General features: G+C 31.3%; 20 protein-coding genes and 1 rRNA gene. 3 read left to right on the plus strand and 18 right to left on the minus strand.

What is annotated here, in order from left to right:
• The 7 genes from CLCY_RS10880 to CLCY_RS10905 all read right to left on the minus strand — a co-directional run.
• Positions 1-815 (minus strand): 16S ribosomal RNA (locus CLCY_RS10880); the annotation flags it as partial.
• Positions 816-1,330: 515 nt separating this feature from the next.
• Positions 1,331-3,718, minus strand: a complete 2,388-nt coding sequence (locus CLCY_RS10885) for a polyprenyl synthetase family protein (protein WP_048571179.1) — start codon at positions 3,716-3,718, stop codon at positions 1,331-1,333.
• Positions 3,719-4,142: 424 nt separating this feature from the next.
• On the minus strand, positions 4,143-6,014 hold the full coding sequence (locus CLCY_RS10890) for an APC family permease (RefSeq protein WP_048571180.1): 1,872 nt from the start codon (positions 6,012-6,014) through the stop codon (positions 4,143-4,145).
• A 475-nt stretch (positions 6,015-6,489) separates the two neighbouring features.
• Positions 6,490-6,621, minus strand: coding sequence for a hypothetical protein (locus CLCY_RS14095; RefSeq protein ID WP_278336156.1), 132 nt, complete (start codon positions 6,619-6,621; stop codon positions 6,490-6,492).
• Positions 6,622-6,676: 55 nt separating this feature from the next.
• Positions 6,677-7,663, minus strand: a complete 987-nt coding sequence (gene amrS, locus CLCY_RS10895) for an AmmeMemoRadiSam system radical SAM enzyme (RefSeq protein WP_048571181.1) — start codon at positions 7,661-7,663, stop codon at positions 6,677-6,679.
• Between the two features lie 3 nt (positions 7,664-7,666).
• Entirely contained in the window at positions 7,667-9,076 is a 1,410-nt protein-coding gene (gene amrA, locus CLCY_RS10900) for an AmmeMemoRadiSam system protein A (protein WP_048571182.1), read from the minus strand.
• Positions 9,077-9,209: 133 nt separating this feature from the next.
• Positions 9,210-10,652, minus strand: coding sequence for an ATP-binding protein (locus CLCY_RS10905; RefSeq protein WP_048571183.1), 1,443 nt, complete (start codon positions 10,650-10,652; stop codon positions 9,210-9,212).
• A 448-nt stretch (positions 10,653-11,100) separates the two neighbouring features.
• Between CLCY_RS10905 and CLCY_RS10910 the strand changes: the two genes are divergently transcribed.
• The gene (locus tag CLCY_RS10910; RefSeq protein ID WP_048571184.1) at positions 11,101-12,555 is read left to right on the plus strand and encodes an amino acid permease; all 1,455 of its coding nucleotides are present in this window, start codon (positions 11,101-11,103) and stop codon (positions 12,553-12,555) included.
• A gap of 94 nt (positions 12,556-12,649) precedes the next feature.
• Here the strand turns inward: CLCY_RS10910 and hisA are convergent, their stop codons facing one another.
• Positions 12,650-13,414, minus strand: a complete 765-nt coding sequence (hisA, locus tag CLCY_RS10915; protein ID WP_048571185.1) for a phosphoribosylformimino-5-aminoimidazole carboxamide ribotide isomerase — start codon at positions 13,412-13,414, stop codon at positions 12,650-12,652.
• Between the two features lie 268 nt (positions 13,415-13,682).
• Between hisA and CLCY_RS10920 the strand changes: the two genes are divergently transcribed.
• Positions 13,683-14,081 carry a (deoxy)nucleoside triphosphate pyrophosphohydrolase gene (locus tag CLCY_RS10920; RefSeq protein WP_048571186.1) on the plus strand — a complete coding sequence of 133 codons (399 nt, stop codon included), beginning with the start codon at positions 13,683-13,685 and terminating at the stop codon, positions 14,079-14,081.
• Between the two features lie 9 nt (positions 14,082-14,090).
• Here the strand turns inward: CLCY_RS10920 and CLCY_RS10925 are convergent, their stop codons facing one another.
• Entirely contained in the window at positions 14,091-16,985 is a 2,895-nt protein-coding gene (locus tag CLCY_RS10925) for a DEAD/DEAH box helicase (protein WP_341372105.1), read from the minus strand.
• A gap of 331 nt (positions 16,986-17,316) precedes the next feature.
• On the opposite strand from CLCY_RS10925, the gene CLCY_RS10930 reads away from it, so the two are divergent.
• Positions 17,317-17,682 carry a NifB/NifX family molybdenum-iron cluster-binding protein gene (locus CLCY_RS10930; RefSeq protein ID WP_048571187.1) on the plus strand — a complete coding sequence of 122 codons (366 nt, stop codon included), beginning with the start codon at positions 17,317-17,319 and terminating at the stop codon, positions 17,680-17,682.
• Between the two features lie 68 nt (positions 17,683-17,750).
• Here the strand turns inward: CLCY_RS10930 and CLCY_RS10935 are convergent, their stop codons facing one another.
• The 9 genes from CLCY_RS10935 to CLCY_RS10970 form a co-directional block, all read right to left on the minus strand.
• Entirely contained in the window at positions 17,751-18,560 is an 810-nt protein-coding gene (locus tag CLCY_RS10935) for a DUF2935 domain-containing protein (protein ID WP_048571188.1), read from the minus strand.
• A gap of 81 nt (positions 18,561-18,641) precedes the next feature.
• Positions 18,642-19,382 (minus strand): energy-coupling factor ABC transporter ATP-binding protein, encoded by a 741-nt coding sequence (locus CLCY_RS10940; RefSeq protein WP_341372107.1) that lies wholly within the window; start codon positions 19,380-19,382, stop codon positions 18,642-18,644.
• A 12-nt stretch (positions 19,383-19,394) separates the two neighbouring features.
• The gene (locus CLCY_RS10945; protein WP_152668161.1) at positions 19,395-19,973 is read right to left on the minus strand and encodes a CbiQ family ECF transporter T component; all 579 of its coding nucleotides are present in this window, start codon (positions 19,971-19,973) and stop codon (positions 19,395-19,397) included.
• Positions 19,974-20,133: 160 nt separating this feature from the next.
• Entirely contained in the window at positions 20,134-21,150 is a 1,017-nt protein-coding gene (locus tag CLCY_RS10950; protein WP_048571191.1) for an energy-coupling factor ABC transporter permease, read from the minus strand.
• A gap of 605 nt (positions 21,151-21,755) precedes the next feature.
• Positions 21,756-22,340 (minus strand): helix-turn-helix domain-containing protein, encoded by a 585-nt coding sequence (locus CLCY_RS10955; RefSeq protein ID WP_048571192.1) that lies wholly within the window; start codon positions 22,338-22,340, stop codon positions 21,756-21,758.
• 204 nt (positions 22,341-22,544) lie between these two features.
• A complete protein-coding gene (locus CLCY_RS10960; RefSeq protein ID WP_048571193.1) occupies positions 22,545-23,063 on the minus strand; it encodes a P-loop nucleotide/nucleoside kinase family protein in 519 nt (172 codons plus the stop codon).
• 296 nt (positions 23,064-23,359) lie between these two features.
• Positions 23,360-24,484, minus strand: a complete 1,125-nt coding sequence (locus CLCY_RS10965) for a radical SAM protein (protein ID WP_048571194.1) — start codon at positions 24,482-24,484, stop codon at positions 23,360-23,362.
• A 241-nt stretch (positions 24,485-24,725) separates the two neighbouring features.
• A complete protein-coding gene (locus CLCY_RS13530; RefSeq protein ID WP_479723120.1) occupies positions 24,726-25,010 on the minus strand; it encodes an NYN domain-containing protein in 285 nt (94 codons plus the stop codon).
• 154 nt (positions 25,011-25,164) lie between these two features.
• Positions 25,165-26,298 (minus strand): RNA-guided endonuclease InsQ/TnpB family protein, encoded by a 1,134-nt coding sequence (locus CLCY_RS10970; RefSeq protein WP_048571195.1) that lies wholly within the window; start codon positions 26,296-26,298, stop codon positions 25,165-25,167.
• Positions 26,299-26,367 lie beyond the last annotated feature (69 nt).

Consider the following 26,367-nt stretch of genomic DNA (forward strand, 5'->3'; position numbering starts at 1 on the left):
TCCCCTACACCTAGTGCTCATCGTTTACGGCGTGGACTACCAGGGTATCTAATCCTGTTTGCTCCCCACGCTTTCGTGCCTCAGTGTCAGTTACAGTCCAGAAAGTCGCCTTCGCCACTGGTGTTCCTCCTAATCTCTACGCATTTCACCGCTACACTAGGAATTCCACTTTCCTCTCCTGCACTCTAGTTTTCCAGTTTGGAATGCAGTTCCTGGGTTGAGCCCAGGGATTTCACATCCCACTTAAAAAACCACCTACGCACCCTTTACGCCCAATAAATCCGGACAACGCTTGCCACCTACGTATTACCGCGGCTGCTGGCACGTAGTTAGCCGTGGCTTCCTCCTCGCTTACCGTCATTATCTTCAGCGAAGACAGAGCTTTACAACCCGAAGGCCTTCATCGCTCACGCGGCGTTGCTGCATCAGGGTTTCCCCCATTGTGCAATATTCCCCACTGCTGCCTCCCGTAGGAGTCTGGGCCGTGTCTCAGTCCCAATGTGGCCGATCACCCTCTCAGGTCGGCTACGCATCGTCGCCTTGGTAAGCCGTTACCTTACCAACTAGCTAATGCGCCGCGGGCCCATCCTAAGGCGATAAATCTTTAACCTATGCTCCATGCGAAGCTAAGGTCTTATGCGGTATTAGCAGACCTTTCGGCCTGTTATTCCCCTCCTTAGGGCAGGTTGCCCACGTGTTACTCACCCGTCCGCCGCTAGATCCTCTGGTGCAAGCACCAGATTCTCCCGCTCGACTTGCATGTGTTAAGCACGCCGCCAGCGTTCGTCCTGAGCCAGGATCAAACTCTCAAATTAAAATCCTTAATCTCAGTATGAGTGTTTTCATAAAACACACAAAATTATTGTACGCTCGCTATAGTTACTGTTTAGTTTTCAATGACCAAAGTACTTGATTAGTTTATCAGTAATTGACTTGCTTGTCAACAGTTACTTTTAAACTTTTTTAATTTATTTTAGTTGTCTTTGCTCTCGCTCCGACAAGACATATCTTATCATGACTATTAATATATAATGTTATTACGCAATCTATTTTAATCAGATTATGTTAATAATGCTTTGAATATCTATTTGTATCTTCTATTTAAACATTATGATTTACCAGGTTTAGTTGTTACCTAAATCTCAATTAATAAGTATCTCAAAGCAGCTTTAAATTCCCTTAGGCCTCTAGTAAATTACACTAATAAGAGTTTATTGGGTTAATTCTAAAATATAAAGTAAATAACCTATAGTATAAACAAAGCTAAAAAATCATATAAAAGGACCCTAGAATATTCTAGAGTCCTTAATCATTATAATAATTCCCTTAATTAATAGTCTCGATTTACAATATAATTTAATAAATGTTTTAAAAAAGTAATTTTAAGTGGCACTTCCTGCAGTGCTTCCATTGCAAGACAATAATGTTCCCACATTTCTTTTCTGGCACCATCTAAGCCTAAAATTGTTACAAAAGTTGAACTGTTGTTTTCAGCATCTTTGCCAGGTGACTTTCCTAGTAAGCTCTGGTCCCCTTCAACATCAAGAATGTCATCTTTAATCTGAAAGGCAATTCCTGCATGATAGGCAAACTTCTTTAACGCTTTAATTTCACTCTCCTTAGCATTTGCGAGAATTGCAGGCATTATTAAGGAAGCTTCGAATGCTTTTCCTGTTTTATAAAAGCACATCATGTTCAACTGCTGAAGTGTCAATTGTTTCCCTTTGGAATCTAGGTCTATAGCCTGTCCTTTACACATATCCCCTGTCATTTGAGCAGAATACTTAATTAATTTAAGCACAGTTTTTGCATCAAAATTCTCAAGGCATGATTGTTCTTCGATAGCCTTTTGTGTTAAAAAAAGACCTGTTAATTCAGCCACAGCAGTATTATATACCTGGTGTAGAGTTTTACGCCCTCTTCGGGTAGATGCATTATCCTGGGATGGTAAATCATCGAATATTAGAGATGCAGTATGCATATACTCAAGTGATCTAAGAAGTGGTTCAATTGAAGACTCTTTTAAACCATATTCCTTAACCCCCATAACCCAAGTCATTATAGGTCTCAATCTCTTTCCATCACCTTCCAGACTGTAATTTGCAGCACCAACTATTGGCTCCTTAATTGATAAAGAGAACTTTTCATCTTTAGGGATATTTAATATGCTATTTATATCTTTTCGTAGAATTTCTACAGTATCTAGGAATTCTTCTTGCTCCTTACGTTCATTTCTAAGACTAGTAATCATATGATCTCGAAGCAGCTTATCAAAGAAATCTACATCATCTGCTTTTCTAACCATATTTTGAACTAAATCATTGAAATTAGAGTTACCAGAAGCAAAAAGCTTCATAACTTCTTTATATTTCTCAGTTCCAACTCTCTCTTTAAATCGCTTTAAACCATTTATTGCACGATCTAGAATTACCTCACAGGTCTTAGAATCTGAATTATATACTCTATGAATTAAATTAGATATAACCGTCCAGTATAATTCAAATGGGTTTATAAGATCTGAGCGCTTATCATGATATTTGATAAAATAGGTATATGGTGTTACTGCACCATCTTTCATATCATCAAACATATCTGCAAAATCATCTGCTAGCTGATTATAAATTCCATAATAAAATGTTCTACTATCAAATCCCTCATCCTCGGTGGTATTTATTATAGAACGAGTAATTAATCTTGAAGATGAAGATTTTAGGATAACCGGTATATATATTTCTTCATTTGTGTAATTTGAATTTGATAAATCCTTTAAACGGTCTACTTCCTGAGAATTAAAAAACACATAGGCCTGCTGCAAAAATGATTTAATTGTATCTTGTCCCTGATGGCCCTTAATATATTCAAAGGCTTCTCTAAGCTCTGAATGAATATATCGAATCAAATCTCCATTACTTCCAGTCCATTCTTCTAGTTCCGGTACAGATCCTGTGATAAGTGTGGTACGTATTAAATCTGAATATTGCTCTTCCTCTTCAGGGCATAGAACTTTTGCATCTAGAAGATCATCAATAAATGGGTAGGTCAGACCATAGGAATAGCCTAGTCTAATAGCTACGTCAAGTTTATGAGAACGCTCTTTAGAGGATACCTCATCCCCCATTTCCTCAAGCTGATGCATAATTACCCCGGCAATGATTTTTATAAGTTTACGCTGGGCATGTTCAGCATCCATACCCTCTGGAATATTAGATGACACAGTCTTTAGTTTATCTAAAAGCCAAACAAAACTACTCTCGATACCATCCTCCTGAGCCTTTCTATATAAACTTGCCATAGTAAACATATCTGATTTTTCTCCTTGATCTGTTTCTATAGATTGAGTTAATCGATTTTTCAAATTATCAACTACTCTCTGAACTCTAGTTTTTGTGTCAGGTGATTCTAGAGTTTTGCCAAGATCTCTCATGAAAATATATGAGATGCTTCTATCTAAGTAATTATCTAACTTACCTGTGTAATCTAACCATTTTATATAACTATGGTACCCCTTTGAATCAGCTTTTCCCTTTCTACGTGAAAAAAGTGATGATAATGAATAATGACGAATATGGTTGTGTTTCCATGATTGTATATCGTTTATTAATGTAGAGACATAAGTCTTTTTCATAACGTCTATATAAAGTGATTCAAAATAATGAGCAGCCTTCTGCTCAGCCAGCCGATAGAATGCATCTGCATCTTTTATTAATTCTTCATTCATACTATACATTACCTCTATTAAATATTAATTGCAAAAACACTTTTCTTTGTAACTATCAAAATATATTTAAATATAATACTAATTTAATATCTTTATAACCTAAAAGATAAACATTTCCTTTTAAATATTTATCTTTTTCCTAGCTTATATTTAGTTACTTAGTTTCTAGGCATTACACATGATAAAAATTAATTTTAATTATACTATATTAATATTCTATCTTTCTATAAATATAAAAAGCTTTCAAACTATTAATAGTAGATTATCCTACCAAGAAAGTCTGAATAAGAAAATAAGCCACATAAAATGCAGCTTATAAACTATATTAAATATCTGTTATAAAGAAAAATTGTTTTCAAATCGTAACAATTTAAAAACAATTTTTAAATAACTGTATTGCTAATTACTATATACAATCAGCAAACTAATTATGACACTCGCAATTGTTTTCCTCTTCATCTACTAAATGATAAGGGAAAGTAGAAACTATTATATTATTGTTTCTAAGTAAAGTTTCTCTAATAAAGAAACTTGTATTATTGTGTAGGACCTCATTCCATTTATCATGCGTAACGAATTGTGGTACAATTACTGTTATTTTTTCATCTTTATTTATTTTATTCGCAATTAATTCTATAGATTCAAGTAGTGGAGTGACTACAGCTCTATATGGAGAGTACTTTGTAACAAGTTTTATGTCTGTATTAAGTTCACTCCATCTATATTTTAACTTTTCCATTGCTTCCTTATCCGTTGATATGTTAAGAGCAATAACATTTTTACTTATACTTTGAGCATATTGAAGTGCACCTATAGATGCCTTATTCAGTGTAGAAATCGGAACTATTACAATGTGAGAGTACTGTACCCTAAGGTCCACATTCTTTAAATTTAGATTACTAATACTTAAACCACAAGCAACTTTATCATAGTGAGCTTTAATTTTTAGCTGAACTAAAATTATAATAGGAATTAAAATTGCAACTATAAATGCACCTTCACTAAATTTCTCTACTAGAATTATTATTGTTGTTATTAAAGTAACTAAAGCACCGAACCCGTTAATTGCAGCACCTTTCATCCAACCCTTGTTTCGCTTTTTTCTCCAGTAATTTACCATACCAAATTGTCCTAGGGTAAATGATATAAATACACCTATTGCATATAATGGAATCAACCTATGTGTATCTGCTTTAAATATAATAACTAGGACACAGGCTATAAATGATAATGCAATTATCCCAAAGGAAAAACTAAGTCTCTTTCCTCTAGTAGTAAATTGTCTAGGAACAAAACCATCCTTTCCAACTACGTACATAAGCATTGGGAACCCTGTATATGCTGTATTACATGCCATAAGTAAAATTACAGCTGTACTAAACTGAATTACATAGTACATTATTCCATTATTGAAAATACCAAATGCTATTTGCGATACAACTGTAGGTCCATTTACAATTGGAACTGCTGTATAGAATATAGCGAGTACTGAAGTTCCACCAAATATGAAGAATATTAAACCTGCTAATAATAGCATAACAATTTTAGCATTCTTTTGGCTAGGCTCCTGGAAATTCGGTACTGAATTACTAACAGCTTCTACACCTGTTAAGGCAGAACATCCTGATGAGAAAGCCCTTAATATAATAAATATCGATAGACTTTCAGTTGCCTTTGTAGGAATAGAATACATCGGTTCTGGATGGATATTAAGTACAAAATACTTAAATAATCCATAAAGAATCATAAAAATCATACTAAAAATAAAAATGTAAGTAGGAATAGCAAAAATCTTTGAGGACTCACTTATCCCTCTTAAATTTAAAATAGTCAAAACTATAATTATAACTACAACGAAAATAACCTTATACTCTGCTAATCCGCTAAATGCAGAAACAATAGCATCCGCACCAGCACTTGCACTAACTGCAACAGTAAGTATGTAACTAATTATTAATCCTGCACCAGCGGATAAACCTGCCTTAGTACCTAGGTTTTCCTTAGCTACCTTATAAGCTCCTCCTCCTTGAGGATAAGCTTTTATAATTTGAATATAGGAAACTGTTAGTATGAACAATAATCCAATAATCATAAATGAAGTCCAAGTTAACCATTTATAAGCTGATGCCCCTAAAACTATAAGTACAAAAAGAATTTCCTGAGCTCCGTAAGCCACAGATGATATTGCATCGCTGGCCATAATCGCTAGTCCAAAAGGAATATTATACTTTTCGTGACTACCTTGCTCATTTGCCAAGGGTTCTCCTATTAAGACATCCAAAAACTTTTTAAGCATTAATTATTCCTCCGTATTATCTTATGAAAAATATTATAAGCATTATATTCTTTTAAAAACCTTCAACTAGTATAATGAACAGATGTATACATTTTATTATAACTCTTAATTTATTATCTATACTTTTATCATTTCTAGCTGTATTTCTGCCTTTTCAATGTGCCAAATTTTACATAAACCACACCTCGAATTTGCCTCTGAACTTGCGTAATTTAATCAGACATTTTTATTAAACTTTATACATAAAATTACCTTTTTTTATTCCGTAAATTTACACCACTTAACATTACATCTTGAAGGCTTTTTTGTCAATATATTTTCTTCTATCTTTAACTAAATATTCCCATTAACTTTTTTATTAATTTACATTTCTCTTTTATTTTGAAAATCGAATATGAAAATACCCTCAACATCACTGTCGAGGGCTTAGCTTATCAAGACAAAAGACTATCTTTAAAAGATACATATATAACTATTATTTATTTTTTATCGGTTTATATTTTGAAGCTTTTTCGCTAGGGTCTATATAAGTATAATCTCCATTTTCGCCTTTCATGAGACCTAAAGATGCCATTTTCTTCTTAGTGTTTTTATATTTTGTTCCCATTTATCTCACCTCTTATAAATTATTTTTGTATTTAAAATTACAACCTAAAAAATTATCATATTATAATGTTTATCTTTTCTTTACATTCATTACATCTTCCTTCACTAATATGAACTTTTGTACTATAACCATTTCTATTAATAAGAAGTGCTCCACACTTACTACAGTAGGTATTGTTATCAACGCCACCTACATTACCTATATACACATGCTTTAAATACTTTTTAGCTTCATTTTGAGCTTCAGTTATTCTCTCTATCTTTGTTGCCTCATTCTCCATTTTGTACCTAGGAAAATACCTACTTAAATGTAGAGGTATATTTTCATTAACGCTTGCTATAAATTGAGCTATTTCCTTAGCTTCCTCTAAGGAATCATTTTCATCACTTACAAGTAATGTTGTTATCTCAACATGACAATGATCATTACATCTTCTGATAGTTTCAAGTACAGGATTCAAATTCGCACCACATACCTTGTTATAGTACTTATTAGTATATCCCTTTAAATCAATATTCATAGCATCAACGTAGGGTAAAAGCTTCCTTAGAGGCTCTTCATTTATATAACCATTAGATACTACTACTACACTTGTATCCTCATTATCCTCCTTGATTTTCTTAGAGGCATCGCACATATATTCATACCACATCATCGGCTCATTATATGTAAAAGCAACCCCAACATTATTTTCTATTGTAGGTATAATTCTTATTAAGTCCTCTGCACTAACAAACTGTGTTGATGGCCTATTTTGAGATATCTCATAGTTTTGACAAAAACTACAGGTCATATTACAGCCAAAACTTCCAATAGACAATATGTTTTTCGAAGGCTTGTAATGGTATAAAGGTTTCTTTTCTATAGGATCAACTCCAGAGGATGATACCTCTCCATAGTTTATTGCTATAAGTTCTCCATCCTTAACTGTGCGAACTTTGCATACTCCGAACTTTCCTTCATCTATCAAACAGTTATGTGGACATACTCCGCATCTATTTCTTTCTTCTTTTTTCTCATAGAATAAAACTTTTGTGTCCATCCACTATTCACCTTCTTTATATCTTATAACTTCAAACTTTTCTATCTCATAATCTTCATTGTTATTTATCCCAGCCTTACTACAAGCTATACTTAATTGTTCTTCGACACTATCTACACCCTCTAAATCAGGTAATAGTAGTCCTCTTTTATATCCTCTAGTTACTATAACTCCATACTTTTTCGGATCTAACTCCTCTATACTTGCTGGCACTGCATCCATAAGTACGTCTACAGATATATCTATATCATCTAGTTCAAATTCATTTACAGGAGAGAACCTTGGATCTTCTAGGGCAGCTTCTATAGAATTTCTTATTATTTCTTCAGCAACAGAATCAGTAACTGGTGAAATTGTCCCTATACATCCTCTTAGAGCTCCAAACTTCTTTAAGGATACAAAAACTCCATGTTTCTGACTTAAAAGTTCACTAGGTAAGTTTGATGTATCATCCATCCTACTACCATTAGTAAAATAATAATTTAGACTTTCCCTAGCAAGTCTAGTATATGGATTCCCTTCACTTAGCTTCTTTTTTAATTTCTCTTCCCTAGCTTTTATAAGAAAATCTAAAGCACTACTTTCTTTCTCTTCTCTATTTAACTTCATAACTCCATATCCAACTCCAAAAGGTCCTTCATAGGATAATAGCTCACCTTTAAAATTATTACCCTCTAATGTACCAAGAAGTATATTTACAGAATTAAGCCCACATTGTGCTGCCTCTTCAATCATAGTATTATCCATACTAAATAATGAATCTATATTACCTTTTTCAAGGCTATCTAAAAACTCATTATCAAACTTTTCTCCATATGGTGAATATTTATATGCTCCTTCTTCCTTAAGGGCATGTGAAAGATCTCCACTTGCTATTATTACTATATTTCTACCTAATTCCTTAGCTACATTTTGTATCTCAATTCCAAACTTATATAATGACATATTTCCAAGTATTGAGTATGTAATATGAACTAACTTATAGTCTCTGTAATACTTATTTATGAAATATAAGGGAACCATTGTCCCATGGTCTAACTTAAATTCGTAATTATAATTACTTAACAAATCTGCATTTACAGTAGCCGCTGGTATTCCCTCTAGATGGCAAGCAAGGTTAAGTCTTTCATTAAACTCTCTATCTATAGCAATATCCATCTTAATATTACTGCATCCGAATTGACTTAAGTCTCCAGTAATTCTATCTTCATTGGAAATTGCTATTGCATCTGAGAACATAGTTGCATGGGGAGTTATAACTACTATTGTCTCTGGCTTAAGAGCTTTTATCTCTTCTCCTACCTTTTCACAGGCATCTATGGTTTTCTGTATCTTTTTTTCTTCTCCTTTTCCTATATCAGGAATTATGATTGGTGGATGGGGCATTAGATAATAACCTAAAATATTTTTCATCTTAAACTCTCCTTGTTATAAGCTTTTATATAATAGTATTATTTCTAAACTTAGCTTTAATTATTATATATAAAAAATCCAGGATATACATTCCGACTCGTATTATCCTGGATTTTTCAATATTAATATATTCTTAAAAATAAATATCAGAAAACTCAACATTAACAGCATTTATAAGTCTATTATCAGAATCTAAGCAAATCTTATTTTCTTCTTCTATCTTACCTTCCTTTATTGGAAGTACTATAGTAAATGTGCTACCAGTGCCTAATTCACTGTACACTTGTATTTTCCCTCCCATAATGGTCACTAGCATTTTTACAAGAGCTAAACCAATACCACTACCTTCAGCTTGTCTAGAAAGCTTACTTTCAACTTGTCCGAATCGTTGAAAGATTTTCTCATGTTTTTCTCTTGGGATTCCTATCCCAGTATCAATTACAGAAATAGCTATTGTATTGTCCATAGCATTTTCCTTAAGCTCAACTGTTATAACGCCACCCTCAGGTGTAAATTTAATAGCATTTGATAAAAGATTTAAAATTATACGTTCATATTTTTCATCATCTACTATAGTATTTCTATTATCAATATTAGATTTAAAGCATAAGTTGATTTTCTTCTGGTCTGCATAAATATTTACTGATTCTGTAATTGACTTTGTTAAAAATACAATATCTATATTTTTTAAATTTAATTTAAACTGCTTTGAATTTAGCCTTGTAATATCAAGCAAATTATTAACGAGACGCAATTGCCTAAATGCATTCCTCTTAATGCTTGCTATAAGATTTTTAACAGACTCAGGAATATTATCCATATATAAATGTTCAATTAATTGAATAGCAGAATAAATAACATTTATTGGTGTTTTGAACTCATGTGTAATAAGTGTTATAAACTCATCTTTCATAATAAGATCTTTTTCAAGCAGTTCTCTTTGCTTTTTTTCAGATATATATAACAATTCCTGTTGTTTATTAATTTTACGATTTTGTCTTCTAAGTAATAGTTCACGCTCTATTGCATCGACTACTGTAGTTAATGTCATTAGGAAAAAAGGATTGTGAAGTATCACTGCAGTCATTATACATATAGTGCCTAAAAGATTATTATCATCTGAATAATGGAATGGCACCCCATAGCAAGCAGTGTTATGTAAATGTGTATGATAATGATTAGCTCCTATTAACTGTACCGGGTGGTTTTGCTTAACTGTTAAACTAACCACATTTGTACCTACATGCTCCTCAATAAATTGAACACCAGGTTTAATTCCCATTTCTGCAACTGTTGACCTTATAGTTTCATCTCCAAAGGTATCTAGCACATATCCACTTTCATCTGAAATACCTACTAGTATAGGGGTACCCTCTAGTGATTTAATTATTTTCTTACCAAAATAGTTTACAACCTCTAAAATCTCTTTATAATCTTCTTTTTTCCTTGCAAGCTCTAAATCCGACATAATATTTTGAGGCATTAACGGCTTATCAGGATCCATTCCTAAATCTCTACATCTCTTTTTTGATTCTAAAATATAACTTGCTTCTTGTTCCTGTATATTTTGCAACATATTACTGCATACCTCCTTAAGAACAAAATCAACTACCAACTCTATCTTAGAATACTATCACAATCTTTAAATATTTAATTAGTTCAAAGGAATCTTCTATAGTTAAAGTAGTGTATTTGTCTACTAAAAAATTAATACTAAGGATACTACTCCTTTTATTTATTCTTTCTAAAACACCCCAGGTGGGTTCATTAACATTCATGTGTTTTATAGTATACAATCATTATAATTAAATAAAGTGCAATAAATCAACACCTTATTCCTAAATAATACAATATTATTCATAATTTTCTAAAAAATCAACAAATAAACTTCAATATATTTTAAATTAATATTTTACTACTTCTTTTTTCTCTTTTAATCAACACTTTCTTAAGAATACATTTATAAAATTTAGGAATAATATTACTAATCGCAACACACTGGTTTGATTTGGGAGGATAATATTATGGACAAAAAACAACAAGGCTTGTCCGCAGGACATCTTACAATGATGGCACTAGGCACCGTTATAGGTGGTTCATTTTTTTTAGGTTCCTCTGTAGCTATTAATGCCGCTGGACCCTCTATTCTTATAGCTTATGTACTTGGAGGAATATTAGTTTATTTTATACTTTATGCTTTATCCGAAATAACTGTAGCAAATCCCCATTCAGGTTCTTTTCATACCTTTGCGGCACAAATCTTTGGTCCAGGAATTGGGTTTGTTGTAGGTTGGGTATATTGGACTGGAATGGTTTTATCTATGTCTAGTGAAGCTACTGCTGTATCAATATTGCTACGTAATTGGATTCCTAATATACCTATCTCCTTGCTAGGAAGCTTAATAATCATTGCTGTTACTTTACTTAATCTTTTAGGAGCAACTAAGTTAAGCAAGCTAGAAAGTAGCCTTGCAGCAGTAAAGTTAATCGCAATAGTCTCCTTTATTGTTATTTCTATACTACTAATTCTGGGAATAATTAATAAAACAACACCGATTGGCATTGGAGAGTTAACTAGGGAGCCCTTTGCACCAGGAGGAATAAAAGGGATTGCAGGCAGTATGCTTATAGTTATGTTTGCCTATGCTGGCTTTGAAATAATTGGATTAGCTGCCTCAGAAACAGCCCAGCCTAGAAAAACTATCCCTAAAGCAATTAGAAACACTGTTTTTGCTCTGGTAAGCTTATACATATTATCTATACTTGTACTACTTCCACTAACTCCAACATCTATGCTTAATGAAAATATGAGTCCTTTGGTAGCTACTCTTAATAGATGGGGAATGGGTTGGGCCAGTAGTGTAATGAATTTTGTACTTATTACAGCTATACTATCAGCTTCCCTAGCAGCTATGTTTGGAATTGGAAGAATGATGAGATCTCTTGCTGATGAAGGTCAGGCTCCAGCATGGCTAAAAGATAAGAAAGATGTCCCTTATCGCGGAATACTCTTTTCTGGCTTTTCAATGTTATTAGCATTTTGGTTAGGTCTTTTATTCCCTAGAATGTATTTATTTCTCATAAGTTCAGGTGGTTTTGCTCTACTCTTTACATATATAGTAATTTTAGCTATACATATTCGATTCCGTAAAATGAATGGTTGTCCCCCAGAAGGAAAATGTCAGATGCCTGGATTCCCATACACCTCTTGGTTCGCCTTGATAAGTATGGTTATTATTATCGCGAGCATGCCTTTTATCTCAGGGCAAGGATCCGGACTTGTAGCTGGAATCATAATGATAGCAGTATATTCACTAGCCTATGGAGCTATTAGATTTTTCGCTAATTCAAAAGTGAAGAACACCTCTAATAGAAGTATAAATCTTAGGAGATATAATGAGAATTTCACAACAGAATTCTCCAAGGAACTAACTGATGAAGATAATTGTAATTGCAAAAATAAGTCTAATAAAAAATAGATTATATCTACACTGCCTTTAATTGAAATATATTATTTATAAAAGATGCACACACCTAACTTTTAAAAGTTTAGGAGTGTGCATTTAATTTATATTATTTATTAAGCTTTTCAAAGTATTCTACAACTTCACTATAGGATAAATTCCCTCCAAAAATATCAAGGGCACTTCCTATTGTTACATCAATTTTATTTTGACCTAATCTTTTTATAGTTTCTATATCTTCAAAAGTATGCACTCCACCGGCATATGTAGTTGGTATTGTAACCCACTCACCTAATAATTCAACTAAGTCTTCTTGTATTCCTCTGCACTGTCCTTCAACATCAACAGCGTGCACTAAAAACTCATCACAATAGCCTTCGAGCTTAGCTATATTATCCTTGTTTAACTCAAAGTTAGTGTACTTTTGCCATCTATCAGTTACTACATAATACTTTCCGTCTTTTTTTCTACAGCTTAAGTCTAGAACAAGCTTTTCTTTTCCGATAACCTCTACTACTTTATTTAAGTTTTCCCAGTTTATTTCCCCATCTTTAAATACAAATGAGGTAATTATAACGTGACTTGCTCCGTTATCTAAATAAAACTTAGCATTATCTGAATTTATGCCTCCTCCTACTTGAAGACCACTTGGATAAGACTTTAAAGCTTCAAGAGCTGCCTCAGTATTCCCAGGCCCTAACATAATTACATGTCCAGCAGTAAGATTATCCTTTTGGAACATCTCACCATAATATGATGGTTCCTTATCAGATATAAAATTCTCTATTAGCCCTTCTCCTTTATCTGATAAACTCCCCCCAACTATTTGCTTTACACGTCCTGAATGTATATCTATACAAGGTCTTAATCTCATCTATATAACCCCTCCCGATGTTTATTTTACCTTCTATTTTTATCTACATATATTCCCCTATTAAACCTTATCTATATTTTAAGATATATACATATAGTTTAACAAATCTTAAAACATTAAGTCAAAGTAAAAACTCCAACATTTTCGTCGTGATTTAAATAAATAATACATATTAACTATATTGACTCCCAATGTAATACTGTAAAACTTACTTCTGTCCTTTATGCTACTATGCTTTTATGCTAAACTTATCTAGAGGTGTATAGTTATGAAGAAATTAATAAAAGTCGTTGGTGCAATTATTGAAAATGAAAATAACGAAATACTATGTGCTCTTCGTTCTCCTAAAATGTCCATTCCGAACAGCTGGGAATTTCCTGGTGGAAAAATAGAAGATAAGGAATCATTAAAGCAAGCTATAGAAAGAGAAATTAAAGAAGAGCTCGCTTGTGATATAGAATTTCTTGATATTTTTAATGATAATACTCATGAATATGATAACTTTGTAGTGAACTTAATTACTGTTAAGTGTAAATTAATCTCTGGTACACCTGTCGCAAAGGAACACTCAAAACTAATATGGTTACATAGAGAAAATTTACTTTCACTAAAATGGGCCCCAGCAGATATTCCTGCAGTTAAGCAGTTAGTAGCAGAAAAGGTATAGCAAAACTTGCTATACCTTTTTTGTAAACTCTGTATATATGCCTGTTGGCATTTCATTTTCAAGCTTCATTAAAACAGTTATAGGCTTTTCCCCTTCAAAGCTATCAACATCACCTTTGCCTATATAAATATAGGGTTCTACTACTCCATCAATTTCTTTATACTTTCTTACTAATATGTGTAAATTAATATTTCTCTCTTTATTATAGATAATATTCTTACCTCTTTCAGAACTTTGAGCAGTATTATTTGGACTTTGCCATTGAAAGTATTTTTTATCTATAAATTTATCCTTATAATTTATACTCTCTTTAATTCCCTCTTCCTTATGTAAATCTACAAAAATAAAATATTCATTTCCATTTGTTATAAGTCCACTTCCTCTAAAAGAACTGTGAATTTTAGTATAATTTGAAAGTAATGCAGCATCTACCATTTGATACTGTTCATATAACTTAAAGAATGGAACTCCAAAGTTTTTACTTCCAAATTCCTTTTCATATCTTATAAGAGCATAATTTACAATATCTTCAACATATCTTCTATAATTTATATTATTAATAACATTCTTAAAATCTGAAGTACAACTTAAAATGCCTTCATTCAAATTAAAGCATTTAATATTATTTCTCACTTGAGATGAATCATAGTAATTTTGATTTAGACATTGGAATGCATGAAGAATACTTTCTTCATCGCAGCTATCAATATACTTTAATACTTCAATTTTACCTTGATTAATATCTATAGTTTCATGCTTTAAAAGATATTTTATTATACTAAATTCATATGGTCTTTTTATTGGCAATCTATCTGTTAACTCCTTTAGAATTTTAAAGAAAACTTCATCATCTAATAGAGACTTTAACTCATTATCACTTTCAACTTTAGCAACAAAATTAGTATACGTCTTTTCCTTATTTAGGAACTTTAAAGGATTTGGAGCTCCATCATATTTTATGTAGTCCATAAGCAGATATGGAACCTTGCCCCCATTCATTTTCTTAAACTCAAGGTATTCTTCCTTTAAATATCTCATAGAATTAAAATTTTCTTCATTTAACTGATCGAGTATCCTCTCTTGAATAATTCTATCCATTTGAATATTAGTGCATCCTGGTATATTTCCAAACCCAGTTGCCACAGCTATCTTTAAGCTGTCCTTGTCATAGAATCTTGCACCATTTAAAGCTATTGCTATTAAAAATGCCTTCTTATGATTACCTATAAAGTCTAATACAGTAAGAAAAGTTTTATCCTTATACTTTCTAAGCCCTCTACCAAGTTGCTGTATAAAAATTATAGGTGAACTAGTTGGCCTAAGCATAAGAACTTGATTAATAGATGGTATATCCACACCTTCATTAAAAATATCTACTGTAAATATAACATCTAGATCATCTTCATCTGACTCTAGCTTCTTTATAAAATGCTCTCTTTCATCAGCAGAGTTAGCGCCTGTTAAACATACACTCCAAATCCCTCTTTTGTTAAATTCCTCTGCCATATACTGAGCATGCTCAATACTCGCACAGAAACCTACACACTTAAGCTTCTCTCCATCATGACCATAGAAGTTCATTTTCTCTACTATAAAATCAACTCTTTCATTAACCTTAAGTCTTTTAACTATCTCATCTACGTCATTTATCTTTACATCACTTAAGTCAATTCCTTCAATGTCAGTTATTCCAAAGTAATGAAAAGGAATAACTAATTCTAATCCTAAAGCTTCTCTAAGTCTCACTTCTAGAGCCACATTGTTACCAAATATATCGAATATATCTCCTCCATCACACCTTTCTGGAGTAGCCGTCATACCTAGTAAAAACTTTGGTTTAAAATAGCTAATTACTTTTTCATAGGAAGAACTTGCAGCATGATGTGCCTCATCTATAATAATATAATCAAACTCTTCTCTCGAAAAACTTTCTAAACTATTATTCATTGATTGTATAGTAGAAAATAAATAATCCGAACTAAAATCTTTACTTGAACCTGTTAATAATCCCGTTGTTTTATTTTTATTTTTCACAAGCTTTCTAAAAGTTCTCTCTGCTGTTCTTAAAATTTCCTCTCTATGAACTATAAATAGCATCTTTTTAGGATTGTAATTTATAACATCAAAAGCTGACATATAGGTTTTCCCAGTACCAGTTGCAGCAATAACTAATGCCTTACTCTCTCCTGATGCTCTTAATCTATTTAAATTATCCATTGCTCTTTTTTGCATATCGTTAGGGGATATAAGTTCATAATCACTAAACTCTAAAGTGCTAGCTTTATTTATTTTTTTAAGCTCTTTTATGAAAGTACTATAACTATCAAGAAAATCGTCATTTACAATGGTGGTAGTTTCCCATAGGCTTAAATACTCCTCTAAAACCTCACGGGTAAAGCTATCATCCTTTTTAGAAATAACCTTAACATTCCATTCAACATTACTTTTTAATGCACTTTGAGTTATATTAGAAGACCCTATAATGATCTTATAATCTTCCTTATTTTCAAAAATATAAGCCTTAGTATGAAACCCCTTATTTTTATTAGCTATAAAAACCTTTAAATCTATATTTGTGAACCTTTTTATTCTTTCTAGAGCTTTTGGTTCAGTAAAGTTGAGGTAGGTTGATGTTACTATCTTTCCATGAACACCTCTTTCTTCAAGCTCCTTAAAAGAATCTAATAACAGCTGAAGTCCACTAAAATTAATAAAAGCTACACTAAAATAGAATCTTTCACATTCACTTAAACACTTTTTAAGTTCATTTAATAAATTCCCATCTTCATAGTTTACAATTAGCTTATTGTTAACTAAAAACTCTGTACTCTTTATTTCTTCGTAAATAGCTCCTTCTAAATCAACTTGCATATTCTCTTTAACATCTATACTGTCAAATATCACTTTATCTTTCTCCTATTTAATACAATTTTGTCTATAAAATGTTTTTCTATATTAAAATTATACTCGATCTCTAAATTCATTTAAATGAATAATCAGTAAAATCTTTTATTGCTAGATTTATCACATACTTATATTTTTTTACCTATCTAAAACTTCAATTAAATAGATACATAGAAAAGGCAGTATAATTATTATAAAGAAGGGATACATTTAATAAGTGAGAAGTAAAATTAACTATTTTGATGTGTATTCTTTATGACATATAAAGAGTTTATAGCGATGATTCCTATAATCTACACTACTTTAATATATCTTACTGGAGGTTTATATTATGAAAATTGCACTACCATCTCGTAATAACCAAATTGATGATCACTTTGGACACTGTGAATACTTCACTGTTTTCACAGTTGACACACAAAATAAAGAAATACTATCTTCTGATACTGTTCCATCACCATCAGGTTGTGGTTGCAAGTCAAATATTGCATCCGTTCTTTCTGATAAGGGTGTTAAAGTTATGCTTGCAGGTAATATGGGTGAAGGTGCTGTAAATGCCCTTAACAACTCAGGAATAGAAGTATTACGTGGTTGCTCTGGGGATGTAAAGACAGTAGCTTTAAAATGGCTAGAAGGATCTCTTATAGATTCTAGTGATAATTGCCATGCCCATGGTCATGAGTGTCACCACGAATAAAGATTTTAAGAACAATACTTTCTAAAATTATGTAAAATAACCTCACCAAACTGGTGAGGTTATTAATTTTATACTTCAACTCTTGGTTTCCCTGGATTACAGCCAGGTTTATTTATATTAGCAACCATTGAAAGCTTCGTCAGGTAATAACATTCTTCCCTAAACATATGGTCTGGTACTAAAGGAGAAAGAGAACTAAGTACTTTCTTTTCAGTTACTCCTTCTTCTAATTCCTTTAAGAACTTCTTAAATAATGTCATTTTCTCATCAGCATCTTCATTAAGCTTTCTTAGTGCTGGGAAGTCACAAAGACCGGTTCTCCTATACCCGTTAAACTCTATTGACTTTAAGTAAAGGTTCGTAAATACTTTTTCATATATATTGCTTTTATTAATCAATTCTTTCTCTGTATCATCTAATCTAGCTGATATGGCTCTAGCGTGTCCTGCTCCATCTAAAAGCCATAACAAGTGAAGTTGCATATCTCTTTGTAAAGAGGTTTTACCCGCCATTAATCCTTTTAAAATGCAAATGTAGCTATCTAACTCATTTAGCATATGATTTACAAATGTAGGAGGAAGATCAAAATTAATTTTGCCTGAAATCTGTTTAGTAAGAATAGATAATTTAAATTCCCTAAGTTTCATTGCAGCATCATATGCTTCATGATTTAAATCTGTAACCTCTTCCAAAGAAAGCTGTTTACGGGACTTTTGCAATAAATTATCAAATAAATTAATAAATTCATTAGCCTTTTGAATATTCGTCGTCTCCTTTGGTGAAAGCGCATTTAGAATAAACCTAGAATGATCTCCTAAAATTTGAAGCCAAAAACGATGTTCAAAAAGTGCCATTTCTTTAATATTGTTTACCTTCAATATTATCCTCCAAAATAAACTCTATCTTACCATTTTATGAACGTCTAAAATCTTTGTTACAAATACAAAAATTAAAATTCTCTAGATTTTATTTTGCAAAGAAAGTGGTAATTCTAAATTACACTTTTCCATTAATTCTTTATCCCTAAGCAGGTTATCTACAATTCCATCAGCCACTACTTTACCATTGTTTAGAATAATAACTCTACTACATAAATCCATTATCATATCTAAGTCATGAGTAGCTATTATATTAGTTTGTGGTAATTCTTTTAATGTATTTATAAGTATTCTCCTTGACTTTGGATCTAACGCTGCAGTTGGCTCATCCATAAGTAATATCCTAGGATTCATAACAAGAATTCCAGCTATAGCTACCATTCGCTTTTGTCCACCAGACAATTTGTATATGGATTTATCAGTTAAGTGTTCAATGTTCATTTGCTTTATTATATCTTCTACCTTTTCTTTTACAATGTATTCTTCTAATCCTCCACTTCTAAGTCCGAAAGCTATATCTTCATACACAGTATTCATGAATAGTTGATTATCTGAGTCTTGGAATATAAAACCTATCTTCTTCCTTATATCCCTTAATGTTTTTTTTGTAAATTCTATATTATCTATGAATATCTTTCCTTCTGTTGCAGTAAATAAGCCAGTTAGAAGTTGTAGAATTGTAGATTTACCAGCACCATTTACTCCAATAATTCCAATTTTTTCTCCCACATTAACAGAAAATGATATCTCATCTATAGCTTTAAAGTCATCTGGATATTTATATGTAACTTTATCTACACAAATATGTGAATTACCTATGATACTCTCCCCTCTCTAGAAATGAATTGTACAAGAAAAAATACCTATAAATATACCTAAGTACATATAATCTGCAACTTTTAATTTTTCTTCTGTATTAGTGTAATATTCACCTTCAAAACCTCTAAGCTTCATAGCCTTATATATATCTTCTGCTCTTGCTATACTTCTTAAAAGCATATGAGCCATTATCTGTCCAAAGTTTTTAATATCCATTGATTTTTTATCTAATGTTCTAAGTTCGTATGCACATTTTATCTTATACGCCTCTTCCATCATTAATACTATGTACCTATAAAGCATAGATATTTGAATCACAAGTATCTTTGGCACTTTTAATCTTCTCAGTGTTCTTGTGATGTTATTCATACCTGTAGTTGTTATAAAAAGTAATGTTATAACAACTGAAAATACACACTTGAAAAATAATAGTAATGATAAAATCATTTGATTATATGAGAAATCTATAATCAAATTTACCCCTATAACCCCTATTATTACTGGCAATATCAGAATTAATCTTCCAAATATTAATTTTACAGGGATTTTTCCTATAATAAATAATATTATTGGACATGCCATTATTACAGCCATGTCCAATAATACAAAATCTTTTAATTACAGAACCTTTATTATATACAAAAATGTAGTTATGAGCTTAATTATTGGATTTATTCTATGTATTACACTTTCCTGTGTACCTAAATCATCTATAAGTCTGATTTTATAAAGCTTATTATTTATATCCACCATATCATTCAATCCTTATTTTCAACTTCTTTCGTCTTTCAACTAAGCTTCCTATACCTAAGAATACTCCTATGGTTAATGTAACTCCAGTTATACCAGATACTGAAGTACCTAGTTTTTCTAAAATTTCAGAGGGTTTATCTATTTTGAAATTGTAATCCATTAATATTGCTGTTTTTTCTTGAATATTTGAAATTACATCATATACTTCTCCTTTTGTTTCTAATTCTTCAATTCCTGAAGTCTTTAACATAGACCATTCAAGCCCATCTGGATTTGATGATGCAGCCCATGAAAGGAATCCCCCAAGTACTAAAGATGATACTAACAATACATTTACAACTTTTTTATTAGAAATTTTTATCTTCTCCTTTTCACCAACCCTTTCTAAAAGGTCTGGTCTCTTTTGCCAAAGAAAATCTAATATCACAGCAGTAATTATCCCTTCACCAATTCCTATTACTAAATGAATTGGTTGCATAAAGCTTACAAAAGTTGAAAATGGTAACTCTGTTATACCTGATGATAAAGTTTGTAAAACTACCCCAAGTGAACCAAGTTGCAATGCTACAGTTGCTGCGAGTACAGATCCTGTAAATATTCTCTTTTTAGAATATCCTTTACTTACAACCTTACTATATATTAGCTTGTAGCCTATTATACAAGAAAAGAATCCCATATTTATAATGTTACAACCTAAGGCTAAAAGCCCCCCGTCTCCAAAGAGTAAAGCTTGAATTACTAGTATTGATGTCATTGTCAAAAATGCTGCATAGGGACCTAATATAGCTGATAATAATATTCCACCTGCAATATGTCCACTTGAGCCTGTCCCAGGTATTGTAATATTAATCATTTGTGCAGCAAATACAAATGCACCCATAACCCCCATAAGAGGAATTTTTTCTTCAATATTCTCATCATATTTTAATTTTTTTACTGAATAAGTAGTAACTCCAGCTGTAGCAATCATCATTCCCACACCTACAGCTGGTGATACTAAAGCATCTCCCATATGCATTCTTTTATCCTCCAAATAAAATACTTTGTTTTTCTATTCTTTACAAATAACAGATATTTCATCTTGTATCTTCATTCTAATTAAAGTTCTAATGCTGTAAATGGTTCATCGATGAATATAACTTCGGAATCAACTACTAAATCTATAACAATTGCAGCTCTTTGCTACATACCTTTTGAAAGTTTATATGTATGACTTTTTAAACTTACTAAGACCTACAGTATCAATATATTTATATTCAATATCATTTATTCCTTTCTTGCTAAGCTTTTTACTTTCTGATAATAATGGAAGATATTCTGAAGAATTGCTAGCTGAAAAGCTAAAAACTTTATAAAGAGTTTATAAACGTAAAATAACCTTACCAAAATGGTGAGGTTATTAATTGGTGGAGGTGAAATACAGTGGGTAAAATCTACTATTAGATATAACTAGAAACCTTTGTGTTTTTAGTTCTCTATCTTCTAAATCAAAATCAACATTTTAATTTATTAAAATGGGACTTTTAAAAATGCTTCACCTATTATATTTGTGCTACTTTAATTCGCACTAGGTCTACCATTGAAGGTAACTTCTTTCACTAGCTATGACTTAAATCATTATTTTTATAACATTTGATAAAACAATCCATCCTCTGTACAATAAAAATAAAGTTTTCCATGTTTTTGTTTATTAAATGTAAATTCTAAATTCCATTCAGGATATTGTTTTGAAATAATAACCGTATCCCCTCTAACATAAGCTATAAAAGAAATGTAATGTTCTTTTTTCATATCATGCTTTGATGTTACAAACAATTCCTCTTCTATAGGCTTTATATCAAGCATATGTTGATCATTAAACTTTTCTGGAATTAGAGGCTCTAACTTCTTACCACAACAAGAAACACTTGCCTCTCCTGTAGCTGTCATTAAATTATTGCATTTAGGACATACATAAAATTTTATTTTTTTCATATTTCCTCCTACCAAATCATTTGTATTTATTTCTCCTGATAATATTCTCTCTATACTTACTTCTAATATTTCTGATAACTCTAGAAGTAAAGAAACATCTGGACACCCTTGACCTCGCTCCCATTTACTTATTGTTTTATCACTTATATTCATTTCATCAGCTACTTGCTTTTGAGTTAAATTTTTTGCTTTTCTTAATTTATATATTAATTCACCAATTTTCTTACAGTCCATGTAGTGTCACCTCTTATTTTTAATTTAAACTATGTATATCTTTTATTCAATAAACGTATCGTAGAGTTTTCTTATTTTTTTTTACCTTTTGATTATAAAAACAAAAGAATTCTAGCTATAAAATAATTAGAATCCTTTTACCCGTTTAATATAATTTTCTAATAAAATTAAAGTCAATATTAATAAAGCTATACACTAAACCCTTTATAAAGTATTTTTCTCCTTTTCATATCTTATAACAGTTCCATTTTCTAATTCTTTATCAGTTGGAGGCTTAAACAAGCCTTCTACATAGTCAAACATTTCCTCTGTAACTTCAAAAGAGAAAGTTTCTCCTTTTTCTTTATTTCTTTTTCTTAATCTCCTTTTTCTTTCATCTACAGGAATATCTAAAAAATGAAGTGACACCTCTATACCTAATGACTTAGCCCAATTCCGATAAAACTCTCTTGATTCAAAGTCTCCAAATGTAAAGTCAAATATTACATCAATTCCACTATTTAATAATCCTTGTGCAACTTCTTTTATTTGGTTCTTACATCTTTCACATCTTTCTAATAGCCACTTCATATCATGAACTTTGCTATTATAATCGTCACCATATAAAGTTTGCATCCATTGATCAATTGAAAAACTTATTGCATTTTTTTCTGTTGCTAGCTTTTTAGTGTATGTACTTTTCCCTGCTGCAGTATTTCCACAAATCAAATATAGTTTACTCATACTTCCTCCTTTATTACATCCTATTAATTTTTATTATTTCGGTTATATTTATATTATTTCTTATAAGATGAATACACATGAAATTTAATTTAACTCCTTTATTAAAACCCATACTCTTATTTCCATATCTATTATAAGCTTTGATAAATTCACTTTTCAATAAACGTTACGTAGAGTCAAGTAAATCTAATAATAGAAAAAGACACATTGAAATTTACTTCAATGTGTCTTTTAAAAAATAATTCCTTCGCTACTTCCTAATATCTACATTCTACTACATATTAAAGACAAATCCTCTAAAACATCATCTCCCCTGGTTTATAACCATCAGGCAATTCTTCTTCACATAAGAATTTGAAATTATCGTCACGTAGTATAGGTAAAAATACTTCATATGGAATCCTAGCAAACTCACAGGCATAATTACTAACTCCGAACCCCTTACCCTCTTTGCTACTTAAATTTAAACCTCTAGCAAATTTTGTATGGTTTGAGCAATCATGAATTACTAAATCCCATTTTTCTTCATCGGCTATTTTCATAAATTTTAGAGTTAACTCCCTACTCCAAGTTGGAGATATATAGCCATGTCTAGAAATATACATATTTTCTCCATAATAATTGTTTATGTTATTCTCATTTAAATGTAATTCTGCACAATTGATAAAATCTAGCCCTGTCTCTAAGATTGCTTGCTTTTTCTTTAAAAAAGCTTCGAAAAACTCAGGAGTCATCGGAGTTTCGATACCTACATTTTTAATATATTTTTTCGCTATTCTAATATTTTCAATAACTTTGTCTGAACATTTAGAAGCCCCTAGGTTGAAACGTATCTCGTTAAGACCAGCTTCACCTAATGCTTTTAGTGTCTCTTCAGTCGCTAAAATGCCATTTGTATATAGATGTTGATGAATTTGAGCATCACTAAATTTCTTTATTACAGAATAGTACTTTTCAATTTCCATAAATGGCTCTAAATAAACGTAGGCAATGCCAGTAGGTTTCTGGTAGGTGGAAAGAAGTAAATCAATATCCTTCTCATAAAATTTTGTGCCTCCAATTTCCCACATACCTTCTCCAATTGGTGGAACATCTTCTAGTTGTCCATAATTGTAACAAAAATTACACTCTATGTTACATTTGTTCGTTTTCCTAATTGCACTTAAACCAGTACCTAACAGACAAGAACAACATCCCTTTGGGAATTTACTCTCATTTCCCACAAAATAAGTTCTATTCTTCAAAGTTTTGAAACCTTTTATTTCCGATATTAACATATCATTTCTATGATCGATAGCTGCCTCAATTTGTGCAAAGGTAGAGTAAATGATTTCTTGTTGTTTTGTCATCAGTTCCTCTTCCTCAGGCAACATTGAAAAAAATTCAAACCATATCAATGCATCTTTCTTTGAAATCTTCATAATATATCCTCCATTAATTAATTCTCTTGAAGACTCAATTCAAGTCTTCTTACTGTGCTTTTTAATAAGATTACTGTCTTCACATCTATTGTATAAAAAAACATAGATCATAAAAGTTCAATTAATTATAACACTTTAATATTGCAAAAGCTAAAAATATAAACCTATATTGATAGGCCTATAAAAAATTCAACACATTAGTAAAAACCCACGATATTTTTGCCGTGGGTTTCAATTAGCCTTATTCTGTAAACAAGTTTTCCATTTGCTTTTTCGATTCCTGAGATAATGCATCGCTAAGATAATTCCGGCTTACTCCCTGAATTTTTTCTTGCTCCTCCCTAATCTTCTTATTTGTATTCTCCACCTCGGCCTTCAGTTCTCTGGCGGACATCAACAAACACCCTTCGCCCCTGACGATTACTTGCTGCAAGCCGTCTGAGGTTGCAACCACTATATTGTATTTTTTGCTATTGTCATGAGCGAATTTTTCAATATATTGGTCAGCTGTCTGGGCCGTTGCCAAAAATCTATAAAAATCTATAAATTCTGTTTAATTCCCTATTCAACCTACCCTATTTCAAATATCCGAAAATATTCTACTTTAGTTTGATGTAATAGTCCAAGGGCGTAAATTCCGATACAACGAATCGTACATATCAGTAATATCTTTTTTGTGATTAACTTACTAATTTATACTTAGATAGATTAATAGCAGCATTTAAGTCTCTGTCTATATTTAATCCGCAGTCTATGCAGCTATAAGTTCTGTCTGAAAGCTTTAAATCTTTTTTAGTGGCTCCACATGAACTACATGTTTTAGATGATGCATACCATTTATCAGCTTGAATAAACTCTATACCGTTAAATTTACACTTATATTTCATTTGACGTATAAATTCATATAGGCATTGATTTGCAATAGCTTTTGATAAATGTTTGTTTTTCATCATACCTTTAATATTTAAATCTTCCATAACAACCCTGTAAGGTTTTAACTTAACTATCTTATTCGTTGTTTGATGAATATGATTGTTTCTAATGTTTGTTAGCCTTCTATATATTAACTTTATTTCTTTTTCAAGTTTAATAATGTTATTAGTCTTAATAAAATTAGAACCGTTTTTATTCATTTCATACTTTCTCGAAACTTGTCTTTGTAATCTTTTAAGTCTTTTATTCAATCTTCTAACTTCATATGATTTATTAATGTTTTTAATTGGTTTATCTAAACAGCTAACGAAAGCTAAGTTTTTAATTCCTAAATCTATTCCTATTGATAAATCCTCATTTAACTCGATTTGGTTTTCACCTTGTTCAAAGCCTAATGTTAGGTACCAGTACTTACCATCAAAATGACACCTAGGGTTATTATATTTAGATAAACTAGGTATCTTATAATTAGTTTTATAATTTACCTTACCTATTTTCTCTAAATTCACCTTATTATCTTCAAATTTAATAGCATCATATCTAACATAAAAGCTTTTTCTGGATTTTTTCTTAGATTTAAATTTAGGATAGTTAGATTCCTTTTTAAAGAATTTCTTAAAAGCATCATCTAAGTCACCAAATGCTTGTGCAGTAACCTGAGCGCTTACTTCATAAAGCCATTTATATTCTGGTTGCTTTTTAACTGTATTATTAAATTCTTTCTTAATTGTAGACTTAGATGGTTTTGAACCTTGATTATATAATTCACTCCACTTGTTAAGTCCCCAGTTATATGCGAATCTAGCTATACCAACAGATTTAAACATTAATTCTTCTTGCTCTTTTGTTGGTAGTAATCTAATTTTTATGGCCTTTATCATTATCTCACCTCCTTGCATACTTATTGTACCAAATAGTTATCACATTATTGACAACCAATTTTTGTAATA

It is taken from the genome of Clostridium cylindrosporum DSM 605 (assembly GCF_001047375.1).
GTDB lineage: Bacteria > Bacillota > Clostridia > Clostridiales > Caloramatoraceae > Clostridium_AB > Clostridium_AB cylindrosporum.

Bases quoted from the DNA above. Each gene is read 5' to 3' on its own strand.
- CLCY_RS10905 (WP_048571183.1), bottom strand. From the start codon at position 10,652: ATGTTGCAAAATATACAGGAACAAGAAGCAAGTTATATTTTAGAATCA.
- CLCY_RS10960 (WP_048571193.1), bottom strand. From the start codon at position 23,063: ATGAGTAAACTATATTTGATTTGTGGAAATACTGCAGCAGGGAAAAGT.
- CLCY_RS10885 (WP_048571179.1), bottom strand. From the start codon at position 3,718: ATGAATGAAGAATTAATAAAAGATGCAGATGCATTCTATCGGCTGGCT.
- CLCY_RS10910 (WP_048571184.1), top strand. From the start codon at position 11,101: ATGGACAAAAAACAACAAGGCTTGTCCGCAGGACATCTTACAATGATG.
- CLCY_RS10965 (WP_048571194.1), bottom strand. From the start codon at position 24,484: ATGAAGATTTCAAAGAAAGATGCATTGATATGGTTTGAATTTTTTTCA.
- hisA (WP_048571185.1), bottom strand. From the start codon at position 13,414: ATGAGATTAAGACCTTGTATAGATATACATTCAGGACGTGTAAAGCAA.
- CLCY_RS10950 (WP_048571191.1), bottom strand. From the start codon at position 21,150: ATGCATATGGGAGATGCTTTAGTATCACCAGCTGTAGGTGTGGGAATG.
- CLCY_RS10955 (WP_048571192.1), bottom strand. From the start codon at position 22,340: ATGGACTGTAAGAAAATTGGTGAATTAATATATAAATTAAGAAAAGCA.
- CLCY_RS10890 (WP_048571180.1), bottom strand. From the start codon at position 6,014: ATGCTTAAAAAGTTTTTGGATGTCTTAATAGGAGAACCCTTGGCAAAT.
- amrS (WP_048571181.1), bottom strand. From the start codon at position 7,663: ATGGACACAAAAGTTTTATTCTATGAGAAAAAAGAAGAAAGAAATAGA.
- CLCY_RS10930 (WP_048571187.1), top strand. From the start codon at position 17,317: ATGAAAATTGCACTACCATCTCGTAATAACCAAATTGATGATCACTTT.
- amrA (WP_048571182.1), bottom strand. From the start codon at position 9,076: ATGAAAAATATTTTAGGTTATTATCTAATGCCCCATCCACCAATCATA.
- CLCY_RS10920 (WP_048571186.1), top strand. From the start codon at position 13,683: ATGAAGAAATTAATAAAAGTCGTTGGTGCAATTATTGAAAATGAAAAT.
- CLCY_RS10970 (WP_048571195.1), bottom strand. From the start codon at position 26,298: ATGATAAAGGCCATAAAAATTAGATTACTACCAACAAAAGAGCAAGAA.
- CLCY_RS14095 (WP_278336156.1), bottom strand. From the start codon at position 6,621: ATGGGAACAAAATATAAAAACACTAAGAAGAAAATGGCATCTTTAGGT.
- CLCY_RS10945 (WP_152668161.1), bottom strand. From the start codon at position 19,973: ATGGCTGTAATAATGGCATGTCCAATAATATTATTTATTATAGGAAAA.